This is a genomic window from Intestinibacillus sp. NTUH-41-i26 (assembly GCF_032769475.1).
GTDB lineage: Bacteria > Bacillota > Clostridia > Oscillospirales > Butyricicoccaceae > Agathobaculum > Agathobaculum ammoniilyticum.
In genome coordinates, this window is the sequence record NZ_CP136477.1 from 1,694,829 (window position 1) to 1,716,949 (window position 22,121).

General features: G+C 47.4%; 22 protein-coding genes. 17 read left to right on the forward strand and 5 right to left on the reverse strand.

Annotated features, from left to right (window positions below):
• Nucleotides 1–36 precede the first annotated feature (36 nt).
• From RX717_RS08665 to RX717_RS08675, 3 genes are all read left to right on the forward strand, one after another.
• On the forward strand, nt 37–1,575 hold the full coding sequence (locus tag RX717_RS08665; RefSeq protein ID WP_107630400.1) for a Y-family DNA polymerase: 1,539 nt from the start codon (nt 37–39) through the stop codon (nt 1,573–1,575).
• Nucleotides 1,572–1,931, forward strand: a complete 360-nt coding sequence (locus tag RX717_RS08670) for a hypothetical protein (protein WP_316960206.1) — start codon at nt 1,572–1,574, stop codon at nt 1,929–1,931. Before RX717_RS08665 ends, RX717_RS08670 begins: the two co-directional genes overlap by 4 nt.
• Before the next feature lie 439 nt (nt 1,932–2,370).
• On the forward strand, nt 2,371–2,484 hold the full coding sequence (locus tag RX717_RS08675) for a small, acid-soluble spore protein, alpha/beta type (RefSeq protein WP_107632098.1): 114 nt from the start codon (nt 2,371–2,373) through the stop codon (nt 2,482–2,484).
• A gap of 456 nt (nt 2,485–2,940) precedes the next feature.
• Here RX717_RS08675 and RX717_RS08680 read toward each other — a convergent pair whose 3' ends face one another.
• Nucleotides 2,941–3,564, reverse strand: a complete 624-nt coding sequence (locus tag RX717_RS08680) for a hypothetical protein (protein WP_107632097.1) — start codon at nt 3,562–3,564, stop codon at nt 2,941–2,943.
• Nucleotides 3,561–4,763: a hypothetical protein gene (locus RX717_RS08685; protein ID WP_159068221.1), complete on the reverse strand. Its 1,203-nt coding sequence runs from the start codon at nt 4,761–4,763 to the stop codon at nt 3,561–3,563. Before RX717_RS08685 ends, RX717_RS08680 begins: the two co-directional genes overlap by 4 nt.
• A 192-nt stretch (nt 4,764–4,955) precedes the next feature.
• Between RX717_RS08685 and RX717_RS08690 the strand changes: the two genes are divergently transcribed.
• The 6 genes from RX717_RS08690 to RX717_RS08710 all read left to right on the forward strand — a co-directional run bounded on the left by RX717_RS08690 (nt 4,956) and on the right by RX717_RS08710 (nt 12,109).
• Entirely contained in the window at nt 4,956–5,117 is a 162-nt protein-coding gene (locus RX717_RS08690) for a helix-turn-helix transcriptional regulator (protein WP_242977985.1), read from the forward strand.
• 123 nt (nt 5,118–5,240) lie between these two features.
• On the forward strand, nt 5,241–5,414 hold the full coding sequence (locus RX717_RS08695) for a hypothetical protein (protein ID WP_199855203.1): 174 nt from the start codon (nt 5,241–5,243) through the stop codon (nt 5,412–5,414).
• A gap of 89 nt (nt 5,415–5,503) precedes the next feature.
• A complete protein-coding gene (locus RX717_RS16020; protein WP_407923283.1) occupies nt 5,504–5,572 on the forward strand; it encodes a hypothetical protein in 69 nt (22 codons plus the stop codon).
• A gap of 263 nt (nt 5,573–5,835) precedes the next feature.
• Nucleotides 5,836–9,096 carry a type I restriction-modification system endonuclease gene (hsdR, locus tag RX717_RS08700; protein WP_107632094.1) on the forward strand — a complete coding sequence of 1,087 codons (3,261 nt, stop codon included), beginning with the start codon at nt 5,836–5,838 and terminating at the stop codon, nt 9,094–9,096.
• Entirely contained in the window at nt 9,093–10,520 is a 1,428-nt protein-coding gene (locus RX717_RS08705) for a class I SAM-dependent DNA methyltransferase (protein ID WP_107632093.1), read from the forward strand. The genes hsdR and RX717_RS08705 overlap by 4 nt, the downstream gene beginning before the upstream one ends.
• Nucleotides 10,520–12,109: a restriction endonuclease subunit S gene (locus RX717_RS08710; RefSeq protein WP_316960207.1), complete on the forward strand. Its 1,590-nt coding sequence runs from the start codon at nt 10,520–10,522 to the stop codon at nt 12,107–12,109. Before RX717_RS08705 ends, RX717_RS08710 begins: the two co-directional genes overlap by 1 nt.
• Here the strand turns inward: RX717_RS08710 and RX717_RS08715 are convergent.
• Nucleotides 12,102–12,674, reverse strand: coding sequence for a restriction endonuclease subunit S (locus RX717_RS08715; RefSeq protein WP_316960208.1), 573 nt, complete (start codon nt 12,672–12,674; stop codon nt 12,102–12,104). The genes RX717_RS08710 and RX717_RS08715 overlap by 8 nt on opposite strands.
• A 62-nt stretch (nt 12,675–12,736) precedes the next feature.
• Here RX717_RS08715 and RX717_RS08720 point away from each other — a divergent pair, with 62 nt between their 5' ends.
• Nucleotides 12,737–13,546: a tyrosine-type recombinase/integrase gene (locus RX717_RS08720; RefSeq protein ID WP_107632091.1), complete on the forward strand. Its 810-nt coding sequence runs from the start codon at nt 12,737–12,739 to the stop codon at nt 13,544–13,546.
• Nucleotides 13,547–13,583: 37 nt separating this feature from the next.
• Here the strand turns inward: RX717_RS08720 and RX717_RS08725 are convergent, their stop codons facing one another.
• Nucleotides 13,584–13,967: a restriction endonuclease subunit S gene (locus RX717_RS08725; protein WP_316960209.1), complete on the reverse strand. Its 384-nt coding sequence runs from the start codon at nt 13,965–13,967 to the stop codon at nt 13,584–13,586.
• A gap of 67 nt (nt 13,968–14,034) precedes the next feature.
• The gene (locus tag RX717_RS08730; RefSeq protein WP_316960210.1) at nt 14,035–14,874 is read right to left on the reverse strand and encodes a restriction endonuclease subunit S; all 840 of its coding nucleotides are present in this window, start codon (nt 14,872–14,874) and stop codon (nt 14,035–14,037) included.
• 582 nt (nt 14,875–15,456) lie between these two features.
• Here RX717_RS08730 and RX717_RS08735 point away from each other — a divergent pair.
• From RX717_RS08735 to RX717_RS08765, 7 genes are all read left to right on the forward strand, one after another.
• Nucleotides 15,457–15,624, forward strand: coding sequence for a hypothetical protein (locus RX717_RS08735; RefSeq protein ID WP_159068219.1), 168 nt, complete (start codon nt 15,457–15,459; stop codon nt 15,622–15,624).
• Between the two features lie 972 nt (nt 15,625–16,596).
• Complete coding sequence (locus tag RX717_RS08740) at nt 16,597–17,019, forward strand: hypothetical protein (protein ID WP_316960211.1); 423 nt, start codon at nt 16,597–16,599, stop codon at nt 17,017–17,019.
• 295 nt (nt 17,020–17,314) lie between these two features.
• The gene (locus tag RX717_RS08745) at nt 17,315–17,635 is read left to right on the forward strand and encodes a hypothetical protein (RefSeq protein ID WP_107632086.1); all 321 of its coding nucleotides are present in this window, start codon (nt 17,315–17,317) and stop codon (nt 17,633–17,635) included.
• 153 nt (nt 17,636–17,788) lie between these two features.
• The gene (locus RX717_RS08750; RefSeq protein WP_107632085.1) at nt 17,789–18,757 is read left to right on the forward strand and encodes a viral replication protein; all 969 of its coding nucleotides are present in this window, start codon (nt 17,789–17,791) and stop codon (nt 18,755–18,757) included.
• On the forward strand, nt 18,750–20,090 hold the full coding sequence (locus RX717_RS08755; RefSeq protein WP_316960212.1) for an FtsK/SpoIIIE domain-containing protein: 1,341 nt from the start codon (nt 18,750–18,752) through the stop codon (nt 20,088–20,090). The genes RX717_RS08750 and RX717_RS08755 overlap by 8 nt, the downstream gene beginning before the upstream one ends.
• Complete coding sequence (locus tag RX717_RS08760; RefSeq protein ID WP_107632083.1) at nt 20,091–20,408, forward strand: hypothetical protein; 318 nt, start codon at nt 20,091–20,093, stop codon at nt 20,406–20,408.
• Between the two features lie 35 nt (nt 20,409–20,443).
• Nucleotides 20,444–22,120 (forward strand): recombinase family protein, encoded by a 1,677-nt coding sequence (locus RX717_RS08765; RefSeq protein WP_107632082.1) that lies wholly within the window; start codon nt 20,444–20,446, stop codon nt 22,118–22,120.
• Nucleotide 22,121: the final 1 nt, after the last annotated feature.

The window sequence follows — 22,121 nt, forward strand, 5'->3', positions numbered from 1 at the left end:
TTTATCCCCATCCCCCTTTGCCTGTGAGGTGAGAATATGTCGACAGATACCCCCCAAGAGCGCACCTATATCGCGATCGACTTGAAATCATTTTACGCCGCGGTCGAATGTGTGGAGCGTGGCCTTGACCCGCTGACAACCAATCTCGTCGTAGCGGACGCCAGCCGGACGGCAAAAACGATCTGCCTTGCGGTATCCCCCTCCCTCAAGGCTTACGGGATCGCCGGCAGGGCGCGCCTGTTTGAAGTGCTGCAGCGGGTCGGGGAGGTCAACCGCAACCGGAGGCAAAACGCGCCCAACCATATCCTGGCCGGTGAATCCTGCGACGATACCGTACTGAAGGCCTCCCCGTCACTGGCGGTTGGGTTTATCACAGCGCCGCCTCAAATGGCGCACTATATTGAATGGAGCGCCCGAATCTACCAGCTCTATCTGAAATATATCGCACCCGAAGATATCCATGTTTATTCCATAGACGAGGTATTTATCGACGCGACAGACTACCTGCCCTATTACGGGCTTTCCGCGCGTGAGCTTGCGTCGATGATCGCCCGCGATGTGCTGCAGACGACCGGTATTACTGTGACCGCTGGAATCGGAACCAACCTTTATCTGTCCAAGGTCGCCATGGATATCGTCGCAAAGCATATCCGGCCGGACAGCAAGGGAGTGCGCATTGCGCGCCTGAATGAAATCACTTACCGTCGCCTGCTATGGCGGCATCAGCCTCTGACCGATTTCTGGCGTGTGGGGCGGGGCTACGCCAGAAAGCTGGCGCAGCACGGGATATACACTATGGGCGATATCGCGCGCTGCTCCCTCGGCAAGCCGAATGATTATTATAACGAAGACCTGCTCTATCAGATGTTCGGCATCAATGCGGAGCTGCTGATCGACCACGCATGGGGCTGGGAGCCCTGCACCATCGCGGATATCAAAAGGTACCGCCCCTCCTCGAAAAGCATTTCTTCGGGGCAGGTATTGAAATCCCCCTACAGCTTTTCACAGGCCAGGCTGGTGGTGCAGGAAATGGCAGATCTGCTCGCGCTCGACCTGGTCGGACGCAGGCTCGTCATCGACCAGATCGTCCTGACCGTCGGATATGATCGGGAAAACCTGACCCATCCTGAAACGCGTCGGGCGTATCACGGTGCAGTCACCGCAGACCGCTATGGACGGACAATCCCCAAGCATGCGCACGGAACCGCCAACCTGGACCGGCATACCTTCTCCGCGCATCTTATCTCCAATGCCGTTCTGGAACTGTACGACCGCATTGTAAACAAAACGCTTACCATACGGCGGATCTACCTGTCCGCAAACCATGTGCTTGAAGAAGATGCGGCGATACACCAGCCGACTTTCGAGCAGCTTGATCTTTTCACCGATTATAACGTATTGTCGCAGCAGCGCCGGCAGCAGGACGCCCTGTTAGCGCGGGAAAGGAAAATGCAGCAGGCTGTGTTATCCATCAAAAGCAAACATGGCAAAAACGCGATTCTGAAAGGCACCAGCCTACAGGAATCCGCTACCGCGAGGGAGCGCAACTGCCAGATCGGAGGGCATCGGGCGTGAAAGGCGTAAACCGTTATGGGCAGGCGGACAAAATCCGCCGGTATGACGATATCCTCAAACGGCCGCATCACAGGTCTTTAAAGCATCCCTCCATGCCGATGCTGGACCGTGCCGCGCAGTTCGCCCCGTTCGCCGCGCTGACAGGGCATGGCGATACGCTAAAGGAGACAGCACGGCTCACCGACCGGAAGATTGATCTGGACGAAAACGAAAAAGCCGTGATCGATAGGCGGCTACGGCTCCTGCGGGAGCGTTCCGGTCAGCATCCGCATATCGCCGTCACCTATTTCATCCCAGACAGAAAAAAAAGAGGGCGGCGCTTACGCCACAGTATCCGGTACAATCAAAAGGTTTAACGAGCATGAAAGAAAGATTCTATTGATGGATGGCACTGTTATTGCGATCGACGACCTCCTCGCAATCGAAAGCCCCTTATTCCGCGGCGTCGATATATAGATGGAAACACATTCTCCCCAACAGACAATCTTTTTCTGTCCCGTTTTTCCATTACTGCAGACCTAACCGGCTGCTATGGATACGCCGTCGAGCCTGCTGCATTTTGCCGCCACACCGGTATCCAGTGCCGCGTTTCACACATATTCATAGGAACGGCATGGCAAAACACAAACGGATAATTCGCACATTAAAACTGTTTTTTTCGTTTTTTCGTTCAAATCACTCAGCTTTTTCCATGAAGAGCAGCAATTTCAAGTCATATCATGCGTTTTACCGCACAAGATACTATCAGCAAAACCCACTAAACAAAAAAACGAAATCGAAAAGGAGAGAACAATCATGACTAACACAAAAAATGGTTCTAATCAGGGTATGGTACCGGAAGCCCGCGCTGCAATGGACCGCTTTAAGATGGAAGCGGCAGCAGAGGTCGCTGTCCCTATCCCATCTTAAAAAAACTTTAAACCACTACATACCGGCTCACAACAAAAACTGCGGTAGGATCAACGTAAGCGTAAAATTCTACGATGAATACTATCAGATTCCTTCGTAATTAATCACAAAAATTATTATGGTGCTACGCAAAAAGTAATTACCTGCCTTTTATTTGCCGTATGACAAAGAGAAAATGAAAAACTGCCCTGTACACGAAACTTCGTATGCAGGGCAGTTTTTCCATCTGCACGATTTCTATTTCCAGAAGCCGTCAGCGCAAGACACGGACTTTTATTAAAATTTGGTGTTTGGCGCATCAATGATCAACTCCGAAAACCTAAAATGCAGCATAAGCTATAGGAAACGCGCAATGCGTATACCGGTACCAGCCGCTTTTATCACAAGGATATTACGCTCGAACCAAACTGTCTCTCTCTCCTTGTCGCCCTAAATGGGTGCAAACCAGTGCGCTTTCTAAGACTTTTGGAGCGGTTCGGATACGGCAAAACAACGCGCTATCCTGATACCACGCCAATTACATATTGCCCCAACATGCGGTAATATCACTTTTACAAATTCATTTCCGTACAAATCATACCGATAATCTGCCTTTGCGATGGTAAAAATCCGTTCTATCCCCGTTTCAGGTATCAGTCTGTAACTTTTTCGGCGCTGATGCACCAATCCCCTGTATACATACAGGTCGAACCGTTCCCCCATTCCTCGTAAATCAACCAAGGTTTCCAGGGCAAGCCAGCCAAACGGTGTTGCGTAATCAACAATATATGTGTGAAACCCCCGTTCTTTCATCCAGCGGTATGCCCTGATAATGTTTTTTCGTTTGATAACTGCATTTATAAAATTACATTCTCTGAGCTTGCCATTACCACAATAAAGCGCTGTCCGACGCGAATCTAATATAGGGAGATCGCCGTCTTTCGCTTCATTGATTGAAAAAGGCTGATCTGTCAGCGCTTCGACTTCTCTGCAGTCCTCCAATTCCATATCTAAAGGTTTTCGCCAGCCGCATTTGTATAAAAACTCCTGCAAGCCCATACGAGTATGAAATATCAGCCTTTGTAGAGCGTTATAATTCATGCCTCCCGATACCTTTCTCCAATATTAAACAACATTACTGCTGATGTATTGGCAATGCAGCCTTTGATAAACCCGTCTGCATCTGAATTCCCTGACAGGTCACAAATGTAAAATTCCGCATCCTGTATCATATATTCCAGAATACCCGTCACTTCCTGATAGATACTTTTCTTTTCTGTCATTATGTTTTCCACAGCATGACACGGCGGGATATACTGTGCTTTGACTTTTTCCCAATCCTCCCCCGACATTTCAGGGTAGTTGGTAACCACTGTAATCTCAGTTCTTCCGAAAAATTCTTTCAGCACATACATATAAGCAGAAACACAGATATTTTCCATAATGCGAAACTGACTGACACCATACTTATCTATCAGGAATCTCACGCAATGCTTAAACAGGCACATCCGTTCATAGTTGGCTGGCTCAAGCAAAAAGATACTGCATACAGGCTCTTTCTCAGAAGCATCCCTGCTTTTTTCAGCCGTCCGCGTATTCTTTATTGCTTCGGCACGAATTTTTTTCAAAGCCTGCTGCCCTGTCCACTGTACACCCGACACAGATTTCCCGATCAGGTCACTAATCCGACGCCATGAATGCCCTGCTTTCCGTTCCTCAAGAATGGTACGCTCCTGCGTCGTTAAGGCTGAATAACCTGCCTGTATGATCTCTGCAGTTGCCGCAGTCGTAATATCAAGCACTGGCACCCCCAACTTCTGCGCATACTCATACAGCTCGTTGTTACTAAACAGATCACGATATAGATAGCTTATGATATGCGTGCATTGCTGTATCCTCCACCGATCAAGGGGATCGACTTTTACGCCGCCCCTTCCCTGCCTTTTACTTGAAAGTGGAGCAGGCATTATAGCAACCTTATCAATCATGCAGGCTGGCATATCGGTTTTACCCTGTTTCAATTGCTGTATAAAGTCCGCATATGCTGGCTGGGTTACAAGCCATGTTATTATGACTTTTTTATCCTTGTTTTTTTTTGATAAAAGCGTTTTCGCGTCCAACGCGGCTATGAGGGATAAATTATAGAAAGAATCAAAAGCATCGCTGGGCCAAATATGCGCACCAAATAATATTTCTACTTCTTCATCCTGCTGCGCTAATCCAATAATAGTTTCCACAAGTCGTTTATAGAGACCTCGGTCATAAACCTTTTTATTCCCAATAAAAGTACAGACTGCCATCTTATCCCTCTTTTTCAAGTGCAACATGAGTTTAACTCTTTTTAGTTTATTAACTCTAAAGAGTTAAACTTAAATAATAAAAATGGGTATCCTCATTTTGAGGTGTTACCCATGAATATCGGTGAGGCGGTAAAATTACGAATTTTGGAGCTATGCAGAACTTATGATATCTCGATCAATAGGCTATGTACCATGAGTGGTATAACGCAATCTACGGTAAACAACATCGTCAACGGTCGAAATAACAGCACCACGATTTCTACTATAAAAAAAATCTGCGACGGGCTAAATATCACTGTGGAGGATTTCTTTCACTCAGAGTTATTTCGCGGTTTAGAGCAGGAAATCAAATAACCCGTATATCATGTTTTTCTTTATATTTATAATATAAAGTGATATCACTTAGTTGTCAAGAGACCGTATTAATACTTCCCTTATTGCTCTACAATAAAATTATTCCATCAGTCGGAGGTTATCATGGCAACAAACAAGCGTGTTTTTACATTGCGGCTCTCTGACGAAGTATTTGATAAAATAGGGATATTGGCCAGCAATGAGCATCGTTCTATGACAAACTATATCGAGTATGTCCTGCTGAAGCATCTGAATGAAATCGAGCAGGAGCAAGGGGCGATACGACCGAAAAAATAATTATAGATATTTTGTGATATAAAACAGCGGTATCCACGACGAAAATGTCGGATATCGCTGTTTATTTTATACTTCTCTGTTGACAGACCTTGGATAACCATATTCTCCCCGCACTGAGAAAGGTGAAGTTGACCGATTTAACGCACCGACAGGTGTAGTCTTTTATTGCTACACGCAGCACGAAAAAGGGATATCTACTACAACTTTCCGCAACATTCATAGATAGCTTTTGCGTTTAGTTCAGATTTTGTGTAGCAGTAAACAAGGGAAACAAGTTGTGATAAAAGCCAGCAGGACAAAACCCATACATATAATGCATATTCTCAAATTGAATTTACGACAAGATTCTGGTAAAATTAATCATATGAACTTTCGATAATACCAAATTATCAAAAGCATTACTAAAGTTAGGAGGGCGCATATGAAATCCAACTTTGGATTTCTCAACAGATACTGGCCTGCGTTGGCACAAATTGGTGCAGCAGCGGAGAAATATGTCTATTCTGATGCTAACGCCTGTCTGTATAAGCTAGGCATGTTTGGTGAGCGTCTGATTCTTGAAATCTTTGCTTTTGAGCATATCAAGGAACCCGCCCTCGATAATACCCACGCAAACCGAATTCGTCTGCTGAAGCAGGAGGGCCTGATTCCTAAGAAAATCGACGATATTCTGTATGCACTTCGTAAGACCCGAAATGACGCTGTCCATGCGGGCGCCGACTCTGTGGAGGACGCCAAAATTCTCCTCACTATGACCTACAACCTCGCAGTTTGGTTTATGGAAGTATATGGAGATTGGGGATATATCGCCCCTGCTTTTGTCATGCCTGAAAAGGTAATGCAGCCGAACTACGAGGCCATTATCAAAGAGCAGGAGGAAAAGATTGCCGCGCTCTCCAAGCAGGTCGAGTCGGTCTCTACCGCGGTATCGTCCAAAACTTCCAAGGAACGAGCGGAAAAGGGTGAAACTGCGTCTGAGAGCATAAAGCTTTCCGAGGCAGAAACTCGCTATCTGATTGACGAGCAGCTTCGCAAATATGGTTGGGAAGCTGACACCAATCATCTGCGTTATTCCAAGGGAATCCGCCCTCAAAAGGGCAGAAATCTTGCCATTGCCGAGTGGCCTACAGATTCCGCTATAGGTAAGAACGGTTACGCAGATTACGCTCTGTTTGTCGAGTTGAAGCTTGTTGGCATTGTGGAAGCCAAAAAAGCGGCTGTCGATATTCCCTCTGTGATCGACTATCAGTGTAAGGAATATGCTAAGGGAATCAAAGCTGAACACCGAGAGTACATCATCAATCAGTGGGGAGCATATAAAGTCCCCTTCGTTTTTGCAACCAATGGCCGGAAGTATCTCAAGCAGATCGAAACCAAATCTGGCATCTGGTATTTGGACCTGCGCAGCGGAGCCAATGCACCTAAAGCCCTGCAAGGCTGGATCAGCCCTCAGGGACTGATGGAGCAACTTGAAAAGGATATTGCTGCCGCAAATGCTGCGCTTCAGAATACGCCGTTCGATTTGCTCCGCGACCCGGACGGCCTGAATCTGCATAAATATCAGATTGCTGCCATTGAAGCCGCAGAGCAGGCTGTTATCGATGGAAAACAGACTGTTCTGTTGTCTATGGCTACCGGAACAGGCAAAACCCGTACCATCCTTGGTATGATCTATCGCTTCATTAAGAACGACCGTTTCAAGCGAGTTCTGTTCCTGGTCGACCGTACCGCTCTTGGTGAGCAGGCCGAAGATGTTTTCAAGGAAGTCAAAATCGAAGAATTGATGACCTTGGATTCCATCTATAACATCAAGGGGCTGGATGAAAAGGAAATTGACAAAGAAACGAAAATACATATCGCAACGGTTCAGAGTCTCGTCAAGCGCATCCTATATCCCGAAGGCGACACGATGCTCTCTGTGACTGACTACGATTTGATCGTAGTTGATGAGGCACACCGTGGATACATTCTGGACAAGGAAATGAGCGAAACCGAGATGCTCTACCGTAACCAGGATGACTATATCAGCAAATACCGCACCGTCATCGAATACTTTGACGCCGTAAAAATTGCACTGACCGCAACTCCTGCACTGCACACTACTGAGATCTTCGGAAAGCCTGTTTTCAATTATTCTTACCGCGAAGCCGTTATTGACGGTTATCTGGTCGACCACGATGCGCCTCACAATATTCGCACCAAACTGCGTGTGGAGGGTATCAATTACAAGAAAGGCGAACAGCTTGTTATCTATGATCCCGTTACCGGAGATGTTCTCAACAGTGCTGAACTGGAAGACGACATGAAGTTTGAAATTGAAAGCTTCAACCGGCAGATCATTACCGAAAACTTCAACCGGGCTGTTTTTGAGGAAATTGCTTGGGATTTCAATCCGGACGGTCAAGGCAAAACCCTTATCTACGCGGTCGATGATAACCACGCTGACCTCATCGTAAAGATTTTGAAAGAAATCTATGCTGAAGGCGGCGTTGACAACGATACGGTTATGAAAATCACCGGAAGTATCGCGGGTGGCAACAAGAAGAAAATCTCCGAAGCAATCAAACGCTTCAAGAATGAATCCTTGCCTAAGGTCGTGGTCACAGTTGATCTTCTAACCACTGGCATTGATGTGCCGGAAATCACTACGCTGGTCTTCATGCGCCGCATCAAATCCCGTATTTTGTTCGAACAGATGCTGGGCCGTGCCACCAGGCTGTGTCCTACTATCGGCAAAACCCATTTCGAAATTTACGATCCCGTGGGCGTTTATGAATCCTTGCAGGATGTCAGCAATATGAAGCCCGTTGTCACCAATCCCTCTGCCAGCTTCGAGGATCTGATGAAGGGACTGGAAGTAGCGAAGACTGATGAACAGCTTGCCTATCAAATTGACCTTATCGTTGCCAAACTGCAGCGCAAACGCCGCAATGTGAGTAAGAAGGCATTGGAGCAGTTTGCCCACCTCACCGGCGGCAAGGATCTCACTGCCTTTGCGGAGTATCTCAACAATAGCACTATTAAAGAAGCAGCCGCAGAACTGATCCGTCATCGGGAAGCCTTTTCTGCACTGGATAAAGACAAGCCTCACCGCAAGCGCCCAGTAGTTATCGATAACCACAAGGACGAACTGATTGACCATACCCGTGGTTATGGCGAAGGTCAGAAGCCGGAGGACTATCTGGAAGCCTTTAAGGAGTTTATCAACAACAATATGAATGCCATTGCAGCTCTGCGTACAGTCTGCACTAAGCCTTCTGAACTCACCAGGGAGGCCCTTAAGAGCCTGAAGCTGGAACTTGACCGCCACGACTTTACGGAGAAGCAGTTGAATTCTGCGTGGAACGAGATGACCAATCAAGACATTGTGGCCGACATCATTGCTTTTATTCGTCAGCAGGCTCTTGGTTCTATTCTCGTCAGTCATGAACAGAGAGTGAATCATGCCTTTGCAAAGCTGCGGGTCAACCATGATTTCAACAAGACCCAACTTGACTGGCTGAAACGTATTGAGAAGGTGTTGCTGGAAGAAAGTGTCCTAGATGAACAAATCTTTGAGGTCGGCGCATTTAGAAATGCTGGCGGCTTTACCATTATTGACCGCCGCTTCGGTGGCAAACTCCGTGAGATTATGACGGAACTGAACGAGTATCTCTATGAAGATGGAGGACACATAGCGTGAACAATCAGGAAATCGTAGCAAAACTCTGGAATCTTTGCAATGTGCTGCGGGATGACGGCATTACTTATCATCAATATGTTACGGAACTGACTTACATCCTATTCCTGAAGATGTGTAAGGAAACTGGTACCGAAGGTGCTATCCCGGAGCAGTACCGCTGGGACAAACTTCTTGCCAAGCAAGGCGTGGAACTGAAGAAGTTCTATAAGGAATTGCTGGAGCATCTGGGTGGCTGCACCGGTCGTGTTCGCGAGATCTATCAGGGCGCACAAAGCAACATCCACGAGCCTAAGAACCTGGAGAAGATTATCCAGACCATCGACCAGTTTGACTGGTATACTGCTAAGGAAGAGGGGCTGGGCAATCTGTACGAAGGCCTCTTAGAGAAAAATGCAAACGAGAAGAAGTCCGGTGCCGGACAATATTTTACGCCCCGCGTCCTCATCAATATCATGACCCGGCTTATTGCACCTCAGCCTGGTGAGCGGTGCAATGACCCTGCCTGCGGCACATTTGGTTTCATGATTGCAGCCGACCGCTATGTGAAAGATCGCACCGATGACCTGTTTGAACTGCCTGTGGACCAGCAGGAATTCCAGCGCACCCAGGCTTTTTCCGGCTGTGAGCTGGTGCATGATACCCACCGTCTGGCCTTGATGAACGCCATGCTACACGATATCAGCGGTCCCATTTATCTCGGCGACACTCTTTCCAACTTTGGCAAGGAACTGAAAGGCTATGATGTTGTCTTGACCAATCCGCCTTTTGGCACTAAGAAGGGCGGAGAACGGGCTGCCCGTGATGATTTTACATTTCCCACCAGCAATAAACAGCTGAACTTTCTCCAGCACATCTACCGCAGCTTGAACAAAACAGGCAAAGCCCGTGCGGCTGTCGTTCTGCCGGATAATGTTCTGTTTGCTGACTGTGATGGTGAGCGCATCCGTCAAGACTTGATGGAGAAGTGTAACCTCCATACTATCTTGCGCCTGCCCACCGGTATTTTCTATGCCCAAGGTGTCAAGACCAATGTACTGTTCTTTACCCGCGGCCGCGAGGATAAAGGCAACACCCGTGAAATCTGGTTCTATGATCTCCGTTCCGATATGCCCTCTTTTGGCAAGACCAATCCTCTAAAGGAGAGCCACTTTAATGAGTTTGTTGAATGCTATAAGGACAGCGATCTATCCGCCCGTACCGAAACCTACAGTAAGGACAATCCAAACGGCAGATGGCGTAAGTTTACCTATGAGGAAATTCTGGCACGGGATAAGACCAGTCTGGATATTACCTGGATGAAGACGGATAGCGGGACGGAAGATTATACGCTTGCCGAACTACTGGAACAAATCAAAGAAAAGTCCACCAACATTGCCAAGGCCGTGGCTGAGCTGGAGAAATTGATTGGCGAGGTGGATGAATAATGGATACAAAAGCATTGCGGCAGAAGGTGCTTGACCTTGCTATCCGCGGCAAGCTGGTTCCGCAGGACCCAAACGATGAACCGGCATCAATTCTTTTGGAGCGTATTCGCCAGCAGAAACAGCAGATGGTCAAAGATGGAAAGCTCAAACCAAAGGATATTAAAAATGATACCATTATCTTCGTTAGTGAGGATAATTTGCATTATGAGAAGTTAGCTGACGGTAGCATAAAATGTATTGAGGATGAGATCCCGTTTGACCTGCCGGAGGGCTGGGCGTGGAGTAGGATGGGCTCCATTTGTGAATATATTACAAGTGGTTCCCGTGGTTGGGCGCAATACTATTCCGATACTGGAAGATTATTTCTTCGCATGGGCAACCTCTCCAGAGACTCGTTTGAACTACGGATGGATAATCTCCAAAGGGTTGATTTACCCGACAATGCAGAGGGAACCAGAACTCGTGTAGCAGAAAATGATTTGTTGTTTTCAATAACAGCAGAGATTGGTATGTTGGGACTGATTCCTGCTAATTTCGAGGAGGCGTATATCAACCAACATGTCGGTTTGATTCGCTTTCTTAAAGAAGCACAAACCAAATACTTCCCATATATTCTTATGTCTGCGTTTTGCCGAGATCAGTATTATACGGTTCAACGCGGAATGAAGAATAGCTTTAGATTGGACAATATTCAGAATATTTTAACTCCTGTACCCCCTTTGGGCGAACAGATTAGAATCGCAGAAAAGCTCAGTAGCATCTGGCTACATATTCAGCAGATTGATGACGAAAGCGAAACGGCAACTGACATCATTTCCAAAGCTAAATCCAAGATTCTCGACCTTGCTATCCGAGGCCAGCTTATTCCGCAGGATCCGAATGACGAGCCTGCTTCTGTGCTGTTGGAACGCATCCGGGCAGAGAAAGAAGCGCTTATCAAGGCAGGCAAAATCAAACGGGACAAGAAGGAATCTGTCATCTTCCGTGGTGAGGATAACTCTTATTATGAGAAGATTGGTGATGAAATTCGATGTATTGATAGTAAACTGCCGTTTGATTTGCCTGATTCATGGATATTCGTAAGGTTAAAGCATATTGGTGAAATTGTTGGTGGAGGAACACCGAAAACTAATATTACTGAATACTGGGACGGAAATATTCCATGGTTGACACCTGCTGATTTTAGGGGCTATGAAGATATGTATGTTTCTGCCGGTGCCAGAGCTATCACAGAGATTGGCTTAAAGTTTTCTTCTGCTCAAATTCTACCAGCCAATTCGGTCTTGTATTCAAGCCGTGCGCCAATAGGTTATATTGCAATTGCCGCTAACCCTATTTCCACAAACCAAGGCTTTAAGTCTGTAGTCCCTTATGACTTTGCTATGAGTCCTTATTTGTATTATAGTCTTAAAGCCCGAACAGATGATATTGTTCAACGGGCAACCGGTACTACATTCAAAGAAATCTCCGGTTCTGAAATGGCAGAAACGATAATTCCTCTACCTCCGATCAAAGAACAAAAACGGGTTTTTGAGAAGGTATCACAACTATTTGAAATTATAACTGCGATAGAAAAGAGCCTCAATTGAGGCTCTTTTCTATCGAACTAATACTGGCGGTCAATGCTGCTACTCGCTTAACAATTCTTGCTTGGTAACTCAACGATGGAACAGGCAGAAGTAAGTTCAGGATATCTTCTCTTGAAATACCAGGAATAAGACCTTTTGCTACGTTTTTTATAGCATTGATATAGAAAACCATGCAAAGTGCAAGATACTCCGAATTCAACGCAAATTTGTTTCGGATAGCCATGATTTGGCGTGCGATATGCGCACTACCAAAATCATTGAATGCTATTCTCCCAATAGTTCCTTTACAAGTGAGGAGCAAATCGCCAGTTTCCGTCATCACTTGTGGTGAAGTTGTCCATCTTACCGATTCCACCTTACCACCCACGAAATTACTGGCTCCTGTGATATAAGGAACACCTACACGGTCAACATTGTATTCGGAAAGAGCAAGATCTCGTCCGGAAATAAGTTCCCACAGTTCTTTCAGTCTTACGAAAGCCCATCCATCTGGCAGTTCAAAAGGTATCTCATCATCAATATTTTTGACCTTATTTCCAATCTTCTCATAATAAGAGATAGTCACATATTTCCCTTATAATATTTGTGCGATAAACTCGCAAAAATATTATTAGGAGGCATCTTTTTATGAAGACAAACGAAACGTTTGAGCAACACCTGAGAAAGAGTAATCTTTCGGAGAACACCATCCATTCCTATCTCTGGACGGTCAACTTCTACTATGCCCACTACGATGAAATCAGCAAGGAAAACCTACTGGCCTACAAGGGGTATCTGATGGAGTTCTTCAAATCCAAGACCGTCAATCTACGCATTCAAGCGATGAACAAGTATCTGGAGTTCCTGCACAAGGACCGTTTTCGGTTAAAAGCTGTGAAGGTACAGCAGAAGAACTTTTTGGAGAATGTAGTCAGCAATGCTGACTACAACTTCTTGAAAAAGCAACTCAAGAAGGACGGAAACATGGAATGGTACTTCGTGGTCTGGTATTTGGCTGCGACTGGGGCGCGCGTGAGCGAACTGATCCAAATCAAAATCGAGCATGTGGAGCTCGGCTATTTTGATCTGTACACCAAAGGCGGAAAGTTACGCAGGCTGTACATACCCAGAAAGTTAAGGACGGAAACTCTTGAATGGCTGGAGGAATCAAACCGTGCCTCCGGCTATTTGTTTTTGAATCGCTATGGGAAGCGTATTACCACCCGTGGCATCTCCCAGCAACTCAAAAACTATGCCGACAAATACGGACTGGATAAAAAGGTGGTATACCCGCACTCCTTCCGTCACCGGTATGCCAAGAACTTCTTGGAGAAATACAATGATATTGCTCTGTTGGCAGATCTGATGGGCCACGAGAGCATTGAAACGACTCGCATTTACCTTCGCAGAACAGCCAGTGAACAGCAGGCACTGGTTGATAAGATCGTCACATGGTAAAAGGAACAGCCGCCTTCTTCCGAGGGCGGCTGCTCAATCAATCACATAGAATACTATCAAGCAGGCTAAATATCTGGTTCAGCCTATCTACAATGCGATTTTGTTCTTCTATTGGCGGTAATGCAAATGGGATAAGAGAAAGGACGTTTCCAGTAAGATGTTTGATTGTTACACCTTTGCAAAGCGACTTGATAATTCCGCGACTCTCGTAGTACATCATATAGTACATGAAATAGAATGGATTACATTCTCCGTAGAATCTAACTCTATGCAGCGCATTCTGGTAGAGGATTTTCTGCTCATTAGACCATACACAGCTACGGCCAACATCACCGCCCTCACAGATGAGAAGATCATTTTGTTCTACCGTATACCGCTCAATTTCCTCTGGCTCGAAACGCATTTCTTTCAAGTCTGTCAAATCCACTCCATTCCATCGCACATTAACGCTGCGAAGATACGGATGGTTTGCTCCGGTATTTTTTGCGCTATCGAGGGTTTTCTCCTAACTCTATTTTTGCAATATTGAATAAGGAACACCATTCCCAGTTGTCCAAAAGTTCAAAAATAAACTGGTTATCAATGGCTTCAGTGTGCATATCTTGACGGATATAATAAGAGTTATCCTCACCACGGAAGATGACAGATTCCTTCTTGTCCCGTTTGATTTTGCCTGCCTTGATAAGCGCTTCTTTCTCTGCCCGGATGCGTTCCAACAGCACAGAAGCAGGCTCGTCGTTCGGATCCTGCGGGACAAGCTGGCCTCGGATAGCAAGGTCGAGAATCTTGGATTTAGCCATTGCAACATAAGCCGCTAACTGATCTTGTTGATTCGTAATTTCGGCAAAGTAGACATCAGCGGAGTATATACTATTGATAATTCGATTTTGTTCATCACATGGAGGCACAGGTAACAATATGCTTTTGAGAATCGCCTGATTTAGATTCAACATTGTGTTACCGATTGAGTTGCCAGAAAGATATGTAGCTGAGTAAGAAGAGCGTAAACAGACCGCAAAATACTCGGGAAACAAGGCCGATGGGAAGCGCAAGACGAAGCTGCCTGTGCCGCATAACCAGCCATCCTGTTCAGGACAAACGACTGCACATCTACCCATGTCACCTCTACGCGCAATTATTATATCGTTTGGAACAACTTTGAACGAAGCGAGGCGTTCAACTGTCTCACTCGACACCTGCATTTTATCGATGGGAATTATCTTACCATCAACAATATTCATAGGGTTAATTAGTGGAATTCCGTCTGTAACATAATCGGACTTATGCAGTGAGCTACCAAAAGGTCCTGTGATAAACGACTTTATCAAAGAACCTAATCTACTCCACGCCCAGCCCTCCGGCAGGTCAAACGGGATCTCATCCTCAATACATTTTATGCTACCGTCAGCTAACTTCTCATAATGCAAACTATTGCAAGCAAAAACATATTGAATAATTCTCTGTTAAAAGCGTGAAAAGTCAATCGTAGCAAAGTGCATCTCCGTCCGATACAGGCATTTCTTTCCCCCGGTAATAGCTGCCGTTCTTTAGCGCAGCCTGTTCCCAAGCAAGGCATCACGCCTTATACACGTCCACAAGAAAAACACTTTCCGCAACTTAATGCGGAAAGTGTTTTTACGCACTATTGCTTTTTTCCTTTAAAATAGTATTGATTATATTTGCGTTTATCCGAAGAACACCAACCTCTGGCGATACCGCCCAAAGCCATTATAGACAGCATTATTACCCATGCAATGTTATAAGAACCAGTGCTGTCGTAAATAAACCTACAAAAGTCGCGCCAAAGCTCCCTCCCAGGCAGATAAACACATTAATAATTGCGAAAAATTGTGCGGCGAACTTCTCACCATTCATTATATGTTCTGTAAACATCATGGGGGAGAAACGGTATGTATCTTTCTGAAAATGAGTGGCTGCTTCTGAACCAAATCATCTATAATATCCATAGTACCCGCGGAGATTTTGATCTGCGCAGCAAAATGCTAAAAGATGTCAAATTTCTTATGACAAAGCCAGTTTTTACCTGGCAGACGACAGCGGAAACGCCTCTTATGTGAAAGAACCCGTATCCTATGGATTCGCCCCCGGCGCTCTTGACGACTATCATGAAATGTTCGAAAAATATGACTTTATTACATGGATATATTCCACTTCTCAAAATAAAGTTTTTATCATGTCGGAACTTTTGTCCAAAGATGATATAAAAACAATATTTATGATAGAGATGGGGCCTGCGGCCTAAGAGTATTGAGTATTCTCTGATACTTTTCATATCCTATAAAAATAGGCTTTTGGCACCCTGTCTCTTTTTCGAGCGAAAGAAAGCGGAGATTTTTCACAAAGGGATAAATATGTTCTGGACCTGTTAAAGGATCATCTGGCGCTTAAAATGTACCGCGAGATTTACGGTGCAGACGAGAAAGACAAATATACGACAGAAAACAGCGCCAAGATTGACGCATTAGTTAAAAATTATTCACTGACCAACAGAGAAGCTGAGATTTTAAAAATGCTTACATATGGAGAAGATACTATTCATTTCTATTGACTTCTTTTGTGGAGGAAACCTCCACTTTACAAAGCATGGATAAAAGGATAAAATGAAATCAGGTCAGAGTAATATGTGTCAGAGTAAGCCGCCCAGGGGGTAGTATGCCTGTCTGGGTTGTTCAAGATTATAAAGCAGCTTTTTACTGATATTTCAATTTTTGTTGTTATAGCCCATCCGTTCAAAGCGAGGTGCAGTCCGGATAATTTGTCTTGGTTGCAATATGCCTTATGGGTTGTAAAACAATAAACACAGAGCAATCAAGGACATGAAACTGCAAGGATAGTTTTATGTCCTTTTCTGCATACGGACAACAAACTTCGTTCTGGTGCCGGAGGAGTTGCTGCAACACCTTCGACATTTCACAAGAGAGGAGGGGACATTATGGGTTTTGTATTTTCCCTGTTTGTCAGATATCAAACCAACCGCCCTGTTTCTTCCCTCCGGCTCCAGAACCAGTAACGAGATCAGGATATAGTAAGTGGATAGAGAAAAGCTTTTGGACGCCTATCGGCGCCAATATGCTTTATCTTTAGACATGAACAAAAATTTCGTGGAGCAATTTGAGACTTACCGGAAAGCAAAAGGCTGGAACTGTGCTGCTTTCTGCGATAAGACAGGCCTTGACAAAAATATCTACTACAGGCTGAAAAAGCCGGATGAGCGGTTTTCCTTGCGCATCCTCGTCACGGTCTGCGTGGCGTTCGGTCTGGATCTGGAGCAGTCAACGGCCTTCCTGCGCGCAAAAGGCCGAGCGCTCGACCCTACGGACCGGATACATTTCGCCTATGCTTATCTTATCAGCAGGCACTCCGGCATATCCATAGAGGATGCCAACCAGTTTCTTGCCGTATTGCTAAGCGATCTGGAGGATATCTCAAAGTATCTTTTAGGTTCGGCTTAAAGCCGAAAAGCGGCCGCATACCGATTTTACATGGTATGCGGCCGCTTTTTATTTTCAAAAATAAAAATCTAAATTTAATACGCCGGATTGTTTCCGGTTTTGTGCAGATTATTCGCTTTTCACGTTTTATCTCCATAAAACATTCAAATCATCTTCTTCCACGCCTCCAAAAAGGCTGTTTTTGTCTTACTTTCAGAGACGATTTCCGCATCCGGTTTTGCTATCCTTACAGTAACAAACCGGTTTGGAAGAATATCAACATTTTATCTTTTCAGAATGGAGGAGCAGTTTTACCATGAAGCTTTCCGATTTAATTATCGATCCCGCGAGCCTGGGCAAGCGTTTCTGGCTGGTGGACGTTATCCCGTCGTATGCGTATCAGAACGGCCAGCGCACGGATACGGTCACGGGCTACCGCTATACGGTTGCCCTGCCGGACAAGGGGCTGGACAAAATCAACGTGCGCATTGATGGCAATCAGCAGATGGACGCACCGGACGGATTCATCGAAGTCCGCTTTGATGGCCTTGAACCGTATCTGTACTGGTCAAGCGGCGAGTACCAGCTGGGCGCACACGCCAAGGGTATCGCTGCGGTAAACGCTGGCAAGGGCTGACGGCGCAGGCCGCGGGCCGTCAGGGGCGAGGGCTTTTCCTTCCGTGAAAAGTCCCCCTGCGGCCGGCGGCCGCGCCGCCTATGCCCTAAGTTAGTATTACCTTAGGGCATAGCTGTAGCATGTAGCAATTTGTGAACACGCAAGGTGGTGAACATGGCAAAGAACGAACAGAGCCGAAAATACCTGCTCACAATCAACAGCCCTCTGGACTGTGGACTGACGCACAAGAAAATTAAGACACTCCTGAAAGCCTTGTCTCCCGCGTATTACTGCATGGCGGACGAGACCGCGACAACCGGAACGTATCACACGCATGTTTTTCTGTACCGTCCCTCACCGGTACGTTGGCAGACTGTTAAGAACCTGTTTCCGACCGCGCACATCGACAAGGCATACGGGAGCGCACAGGAAAACCGTGACTACATTCAAAAGGGCGGGAAATGGGCGGAGACCGACAAGGCAGAAACTGCGGTAGCGGGCAGCTTTGAGGAATACGGGCATATGCCTGAACCACAAAACGAAAAAGCCCCGGAAATGTCCGCCCTGCTCGAAGATATTACAGCCGGTAAGACAACCACGCAGATCATCCGTGAGAACCCCAAGCTGGCGTTCAGGGTGAAAGAAATTGATGTGCTTCGGCAGACGTTGTTGTCCGAGAAATATGCCGAGCAGAACCGTGCGGTAGAAGTGCAGTACATCTACGGCGCGACAGGTACGGGTAAGACCCGCGGTATCTACCGTAGGCACGGCGCACGCGACATTTACCGCGTGACCAATTACCGGAGCGGCAAAGGCGTCTCTTTCGACGATTATCACGGGCAGGATGTGATCGTGTTTGAGGAATTCGCCTCGCAGCTCCCAATCGAGGAAATGCTCAATTTGCTGGATGTTTATCCGCTCATGCTGCCCGCGCGGTACAGCGACAAGGTCGCGTGCTACACCAAGGTGTATATCACCTCTAACCTGCCGCTCAGCCGCCAGTATCAGGCGGTACAGCAGTATCACCCGGAAACGTGGAAAGCCTTTCTGCGCCGCATTCGCACCTTCACCGAGTACCGCGAGAACGGCGCACCGATCACCCGACCCGTCAGCGAATGGAGGTGGATGCTGGAAGATGGATAACCGAAAACGCAATCTGCTGGAACAGGAAACGCAGCGTAAGTATATGCTACTTCTGTTTCAAACCGGTCTCAAGGAGATCTGGACAGACCAATACCGTCTGAAAGTGCTGGTACTCTATCTGCTCACCGCGCTGCTGTTCAGCATCATCCGCCCATGGGATCTTGCGTACAGCGGGCCGGATATTTTCGATGCAGCCAGCCGGATCGCGTTCAGCCTTTGCTTCCCGATCCTTGTGTTTGGCGGGCTGGCAGTGCTCATCATGTGGGCCGGCACGCCATCCAGGGCGAAAAGCATCCAGAACAACCTGCAACGCATTGGGCTGGTCAACCACGCCGGTGAAGTACCGCTGCTGGTTACTGTCCGTCAAGATGAAACGGATGATGCACACAGCAAGATCACGGTTCTCGAATTTCTCGCCTGCGGCGTCCCCAAATCCGTATGGGAACAGAAAAGCGCGGATATCGAAACCGCGCTGAATGTCCATATCGCAGATATTCAGGAGAGCGACGGCAAGCGCCGCATCCGGCTGTTTACCGTTCCTGCCAAAAGCGGCCTGCCCAAGATGCTGCGGTGGAAAGACGAATATCTGCAAAGCGATTTCCCTTCCTGCCGACTGGTGCTCGGCGAAAGCCTGCTGGGGACAGTCTCGCTCGACCTCAACCTGATCCCGCATGTGCTGTTGGGCGGCGGGACTGGTTCGGGCAAATCCGTTCTCCTCAAGCTGATGCTGATGCAATGCCTCAAGCAGCCCAATATCAACGTCACGATCGCAGATTTCAAGGGCGGTGTGGATTTTGGCGGCAGCTGGCGCAAACACCCAAACTGCAAGCTGATCCTCGACCGCGACACTTTGATAGCCTATCTGGACAGTGTAGCTGAAAAACTGGAGCAGCGCAAAGACCTGCTCGGGAAGGCAGAGTGTACAAATATTTATGAGTACAACAGCCATGAGTCGATCCCGATGGACCGCATCGTATTCGCAGTAGACGAGGTCGCGGAGATCCTGGACAAGACGGGACTCACCAAGGCAGAAAAGGAACAGGTCGCCCGCATTGAAAACCGCCTGTCCACTATCGCCCGACAAGGGCGTGCGTTCGGCATCCACCTGTTCCTCTCCACCCAGCGGCCGGACGCGAATATCCTGTCCGGACAGATCAGGAATAATATCGGTTACCGCATTTGCGGCCGTGCAGACAACGTGCTGTCCATGATCATCCTGGACAACACGGATGCCAGCAACCGGATTCCGCACGACGCCCAAGGCCGTTTCCTCACGGGTGACGGCACAGTATTTCAAGCCTACTGGTTCGACGACGCTAAGGAGATGTTTTGAATGGATAAACTGACCTATAATGCACCTGAGCCGGCGTTATTGCCCAGAGGATTAACTACATTGCTATTGTATGAATTCCTGAATAATTTTTTCGGTAATACCGCAAACTGGCTGCAAGGAGGTATAAAAATGAACACACACGCTCACCATACACCGTACCAGATACGGGAATCATCCGTCCATCTTGGGCCAGCGACCTTTCAAATAAGCCGTCAGTATATCGGAAATCATTCTGCCCACGCCCTGCTTCAGGAACGCATATTGAAGGAGATTGACATGGCACAGTATATTGACGAACCTACCGGCACAGTTGTATAATCCATTTGTGAGCCGGTTCCGAAAGGAGTTCACATATGAGAACCGGTAACAACTTAAAACTTGCATTTGCTTATTTGCGTCTCTCCAACGAAGAAGCGCGAAACGGCGAATCGTCCAGTATTGCCAACCAGCGGCAAATGATTCGCGATTATTGTCAACGTCAAGGGATCGCACTGGTGCGCGAATTTGTGGATGATGGTTATTCCGGCGGCAATTTCGACCGTCCTGCATTTCAAGATATGCTGCGCCAGCTCGATGCCAGCGAAGCCAACATGGTCATCACAAAAGACCTGTCCCGTCTTGGGCGTGACATGCGCGAAGCTAGTTACTATGCCGAGCAATTTTTCCCTGAGCGCGGTATCCGTTATTTAACGATTGCGGACAATTTTGATACGGCACATGAAAATGTAATGGCGCCGTTCCAGTTTGCAATGAACGAGGTTTACCTGCGCGACGGTTCGCGTAAGGTCAAGGACGTGTTGCGCAGCAAGCGGGAAAACGGACAGTATTGCGCCTGCCCACCCTACGGCTATCGCAAGGATCCAATGAACAAAAATCGCCTTTCCCCTGACGAACAGACTGCGCCTGTCGTGCAGCGTATTTTCGATCGTGCAGCCTCTGGGGATTCTTCTCGAAAAATTGCACTTGACCTGAATGCAGACGGTGTAATCCCGCCACTAAAGTACCGCGTATTGTTCCGTGACGATTTCAGTCCTGAGGGTGCAGCGCGGGCTTCCGATTTATGGAACTATACCACAGTCAAGCGCATCCTGAAAAATCCGGTCTACCTCGGACATACCATGCTGGGGAAAAGCCGCAAGGTAAGTGTCAAATCCAAAAAGAAAATTGCTGTTCCAAAGCAAGACTGGGCGGTCACACACGATACCCACCCTGCCTTAATCACGCTGCCGCTCTTTGAGCAGGCACAGCGCAATCTGGGCCGCGGACGACGGCTCAATCAGACCGACAGCGCAATACGCAAAAGCATCTTTGCGGGGTTGGTGTTCTGTGCTCGGTGCGGACACGCGCTCTGTTCCTGTGGTACGGTCTACAAAGGTGAGCGGGAGAAGTACTGGTATCTCTCCTGTACGCACCAGCGAAGCGATATAGCCAATCGTTGTGCCGGCGTGCGCGTCAAGTACGCCGATCTGGCCGAAGTTGTCCGACGCGATCTCAACGAGCTGCTCGCGCTGGACGACACACAGGCTGAAGCGCTCGCCCTATCAGCAGTGGAAAAAGAGAAAGGGATATCCGAAGCAACCGCACGGCAGGCTCGTTTGCAGCAGGCACAAGCCCGTTTGCTTACGATCGATAAAGTCGTCGCCAAGCTGTACACAGACAATGCCGAAGGCAGGCTGGACGATGACCGTCTGACGCGTATGGTTGCTGCGCTCGAGCAGGAGTCCGCCGCACATCAGGCCACTATCGCCGCTCTTGCGCAAGTCAGCCCTGACGCTGAGAACACGGCCAAACGCTATCAACGTTTTTTCACGCTGGCCAAGCAATACAGCCAAATTGATGTACTCGATCGCGAGACGCTGCTGACTTTTATCGAACGCATTGAGGTCGGGCCGAAGGAATTTGAAAACGGCCTGAGCAAAGCAACGCATCGAAACACGCCCTATCGGCAGTGCATCCGCATCTTTTACCGTTTCATTGGCGAGCTTGATACGGAAGAAAATCAACAGCTTCCAGCATCCAGTAATTTTTAAA

Bases quoted from the DNA above. Each gene is read 5' to 3' on its own strand.
- RX717_RS08665 (WP_107630400.1), top strand. From the start codon at position 37: ATGTCGACAGATACCCCCCAAGAGCGCACCTATATCGCGATCGACTTG.
- RX717_RS08675 (WP_107632098.1), top strand. From the start codon at position 2,371: ATGACTAACACAAAAAATGGTTCTAATCAGGGTATGGTACCGGAAGCC.
- RX717_RS08680 (WP_107632097.1), bottom strand. From the start codon at position 3,564: ATGAATTATAACGCTCTACAAAGGCTGATATTTCATACTCGTATGGGC.
- RX717_RS08685 (WP_159068221.1), bottom strand. From the start codon at position 4,763: ATGGCAGTCTGTACTTTTATTGGGAATAAAAAGGTTTATGACCGAGGT.
- RX717_RS08690 (WP_242977985.1), top strand. From the start codon at position 4,956: ATGAGTGGTATAACGCAATCTACGGTAAACAACATCGTCAACGGTCGA.
- RX717_RS08695 (WP_199855203.1), top strand. From the start codon at position 5,241: ATGGCAACAAACAAGCGTGTTTTTACATTGCGGCTCTCTGACGAAGTA.
- hsdR (WP_107632094.1), top strand. From the start codon at position 5,836: ATGAAATCCAACTTTGGATTTCTCAACAGATACTGGCCTGCGTTGGCA.
- RX717_RS08710 (WP_316960207.1), top strand. From the start codon at position 10,520: ATGGATACAAAAGCATTGCGGCAGAAGGTGCTTGACCTTGCTATCCGC.
- RX717_RS08720 (WP_107632091.1), top strand. From the start codon at position 12,737: ATGAAGACAAACGAAACGTTTGAGCAACACCTGAGAAAGAGTAATCTT.
- RX717_RS08735 (WP_159068219.1), top strand. From the start codon at position 15,457: ATGTATCTTTCTGAAAATGAGTGGCTGCTTCTGAACCAAATCATCTAT.
- RX717_RS08745 (WP_107632086.1), top strand. From the start codon at position 17,315: ATGAAGCTTTCCGATTTAATTATCGATCCCGCGAGCCTGGGCAAGCGT.
- RX717_RS08750 (WP_107632085.1), top strand. From the start codon at position 17,789: ATGGCAAAGAACGAACAGAGCCGAAAATACCTGCTCACAATCAACAGC.
- RX717_RS08755 (WP_316960212.1), top strand. From the start codon at position 18,750: ATGGATAACCGAAAACGCAATCTGCTGGAACAGGAAACGCAGCGTAAG.
- RX717_RS08760 (WP_107632083.1), top strand. From the start codon at position 20,091: ATGGATAAACTGACCTATAATGCACCTGAGCCGGCGTTATTGCCCAGA.
- RX717_RS08765 (WP_107632082.1), top strand. From the start codon at position 20,444: ATGAGAACCGGTAACAACTTAAAACTTGCATTTGCTTATTTGCGTCTC.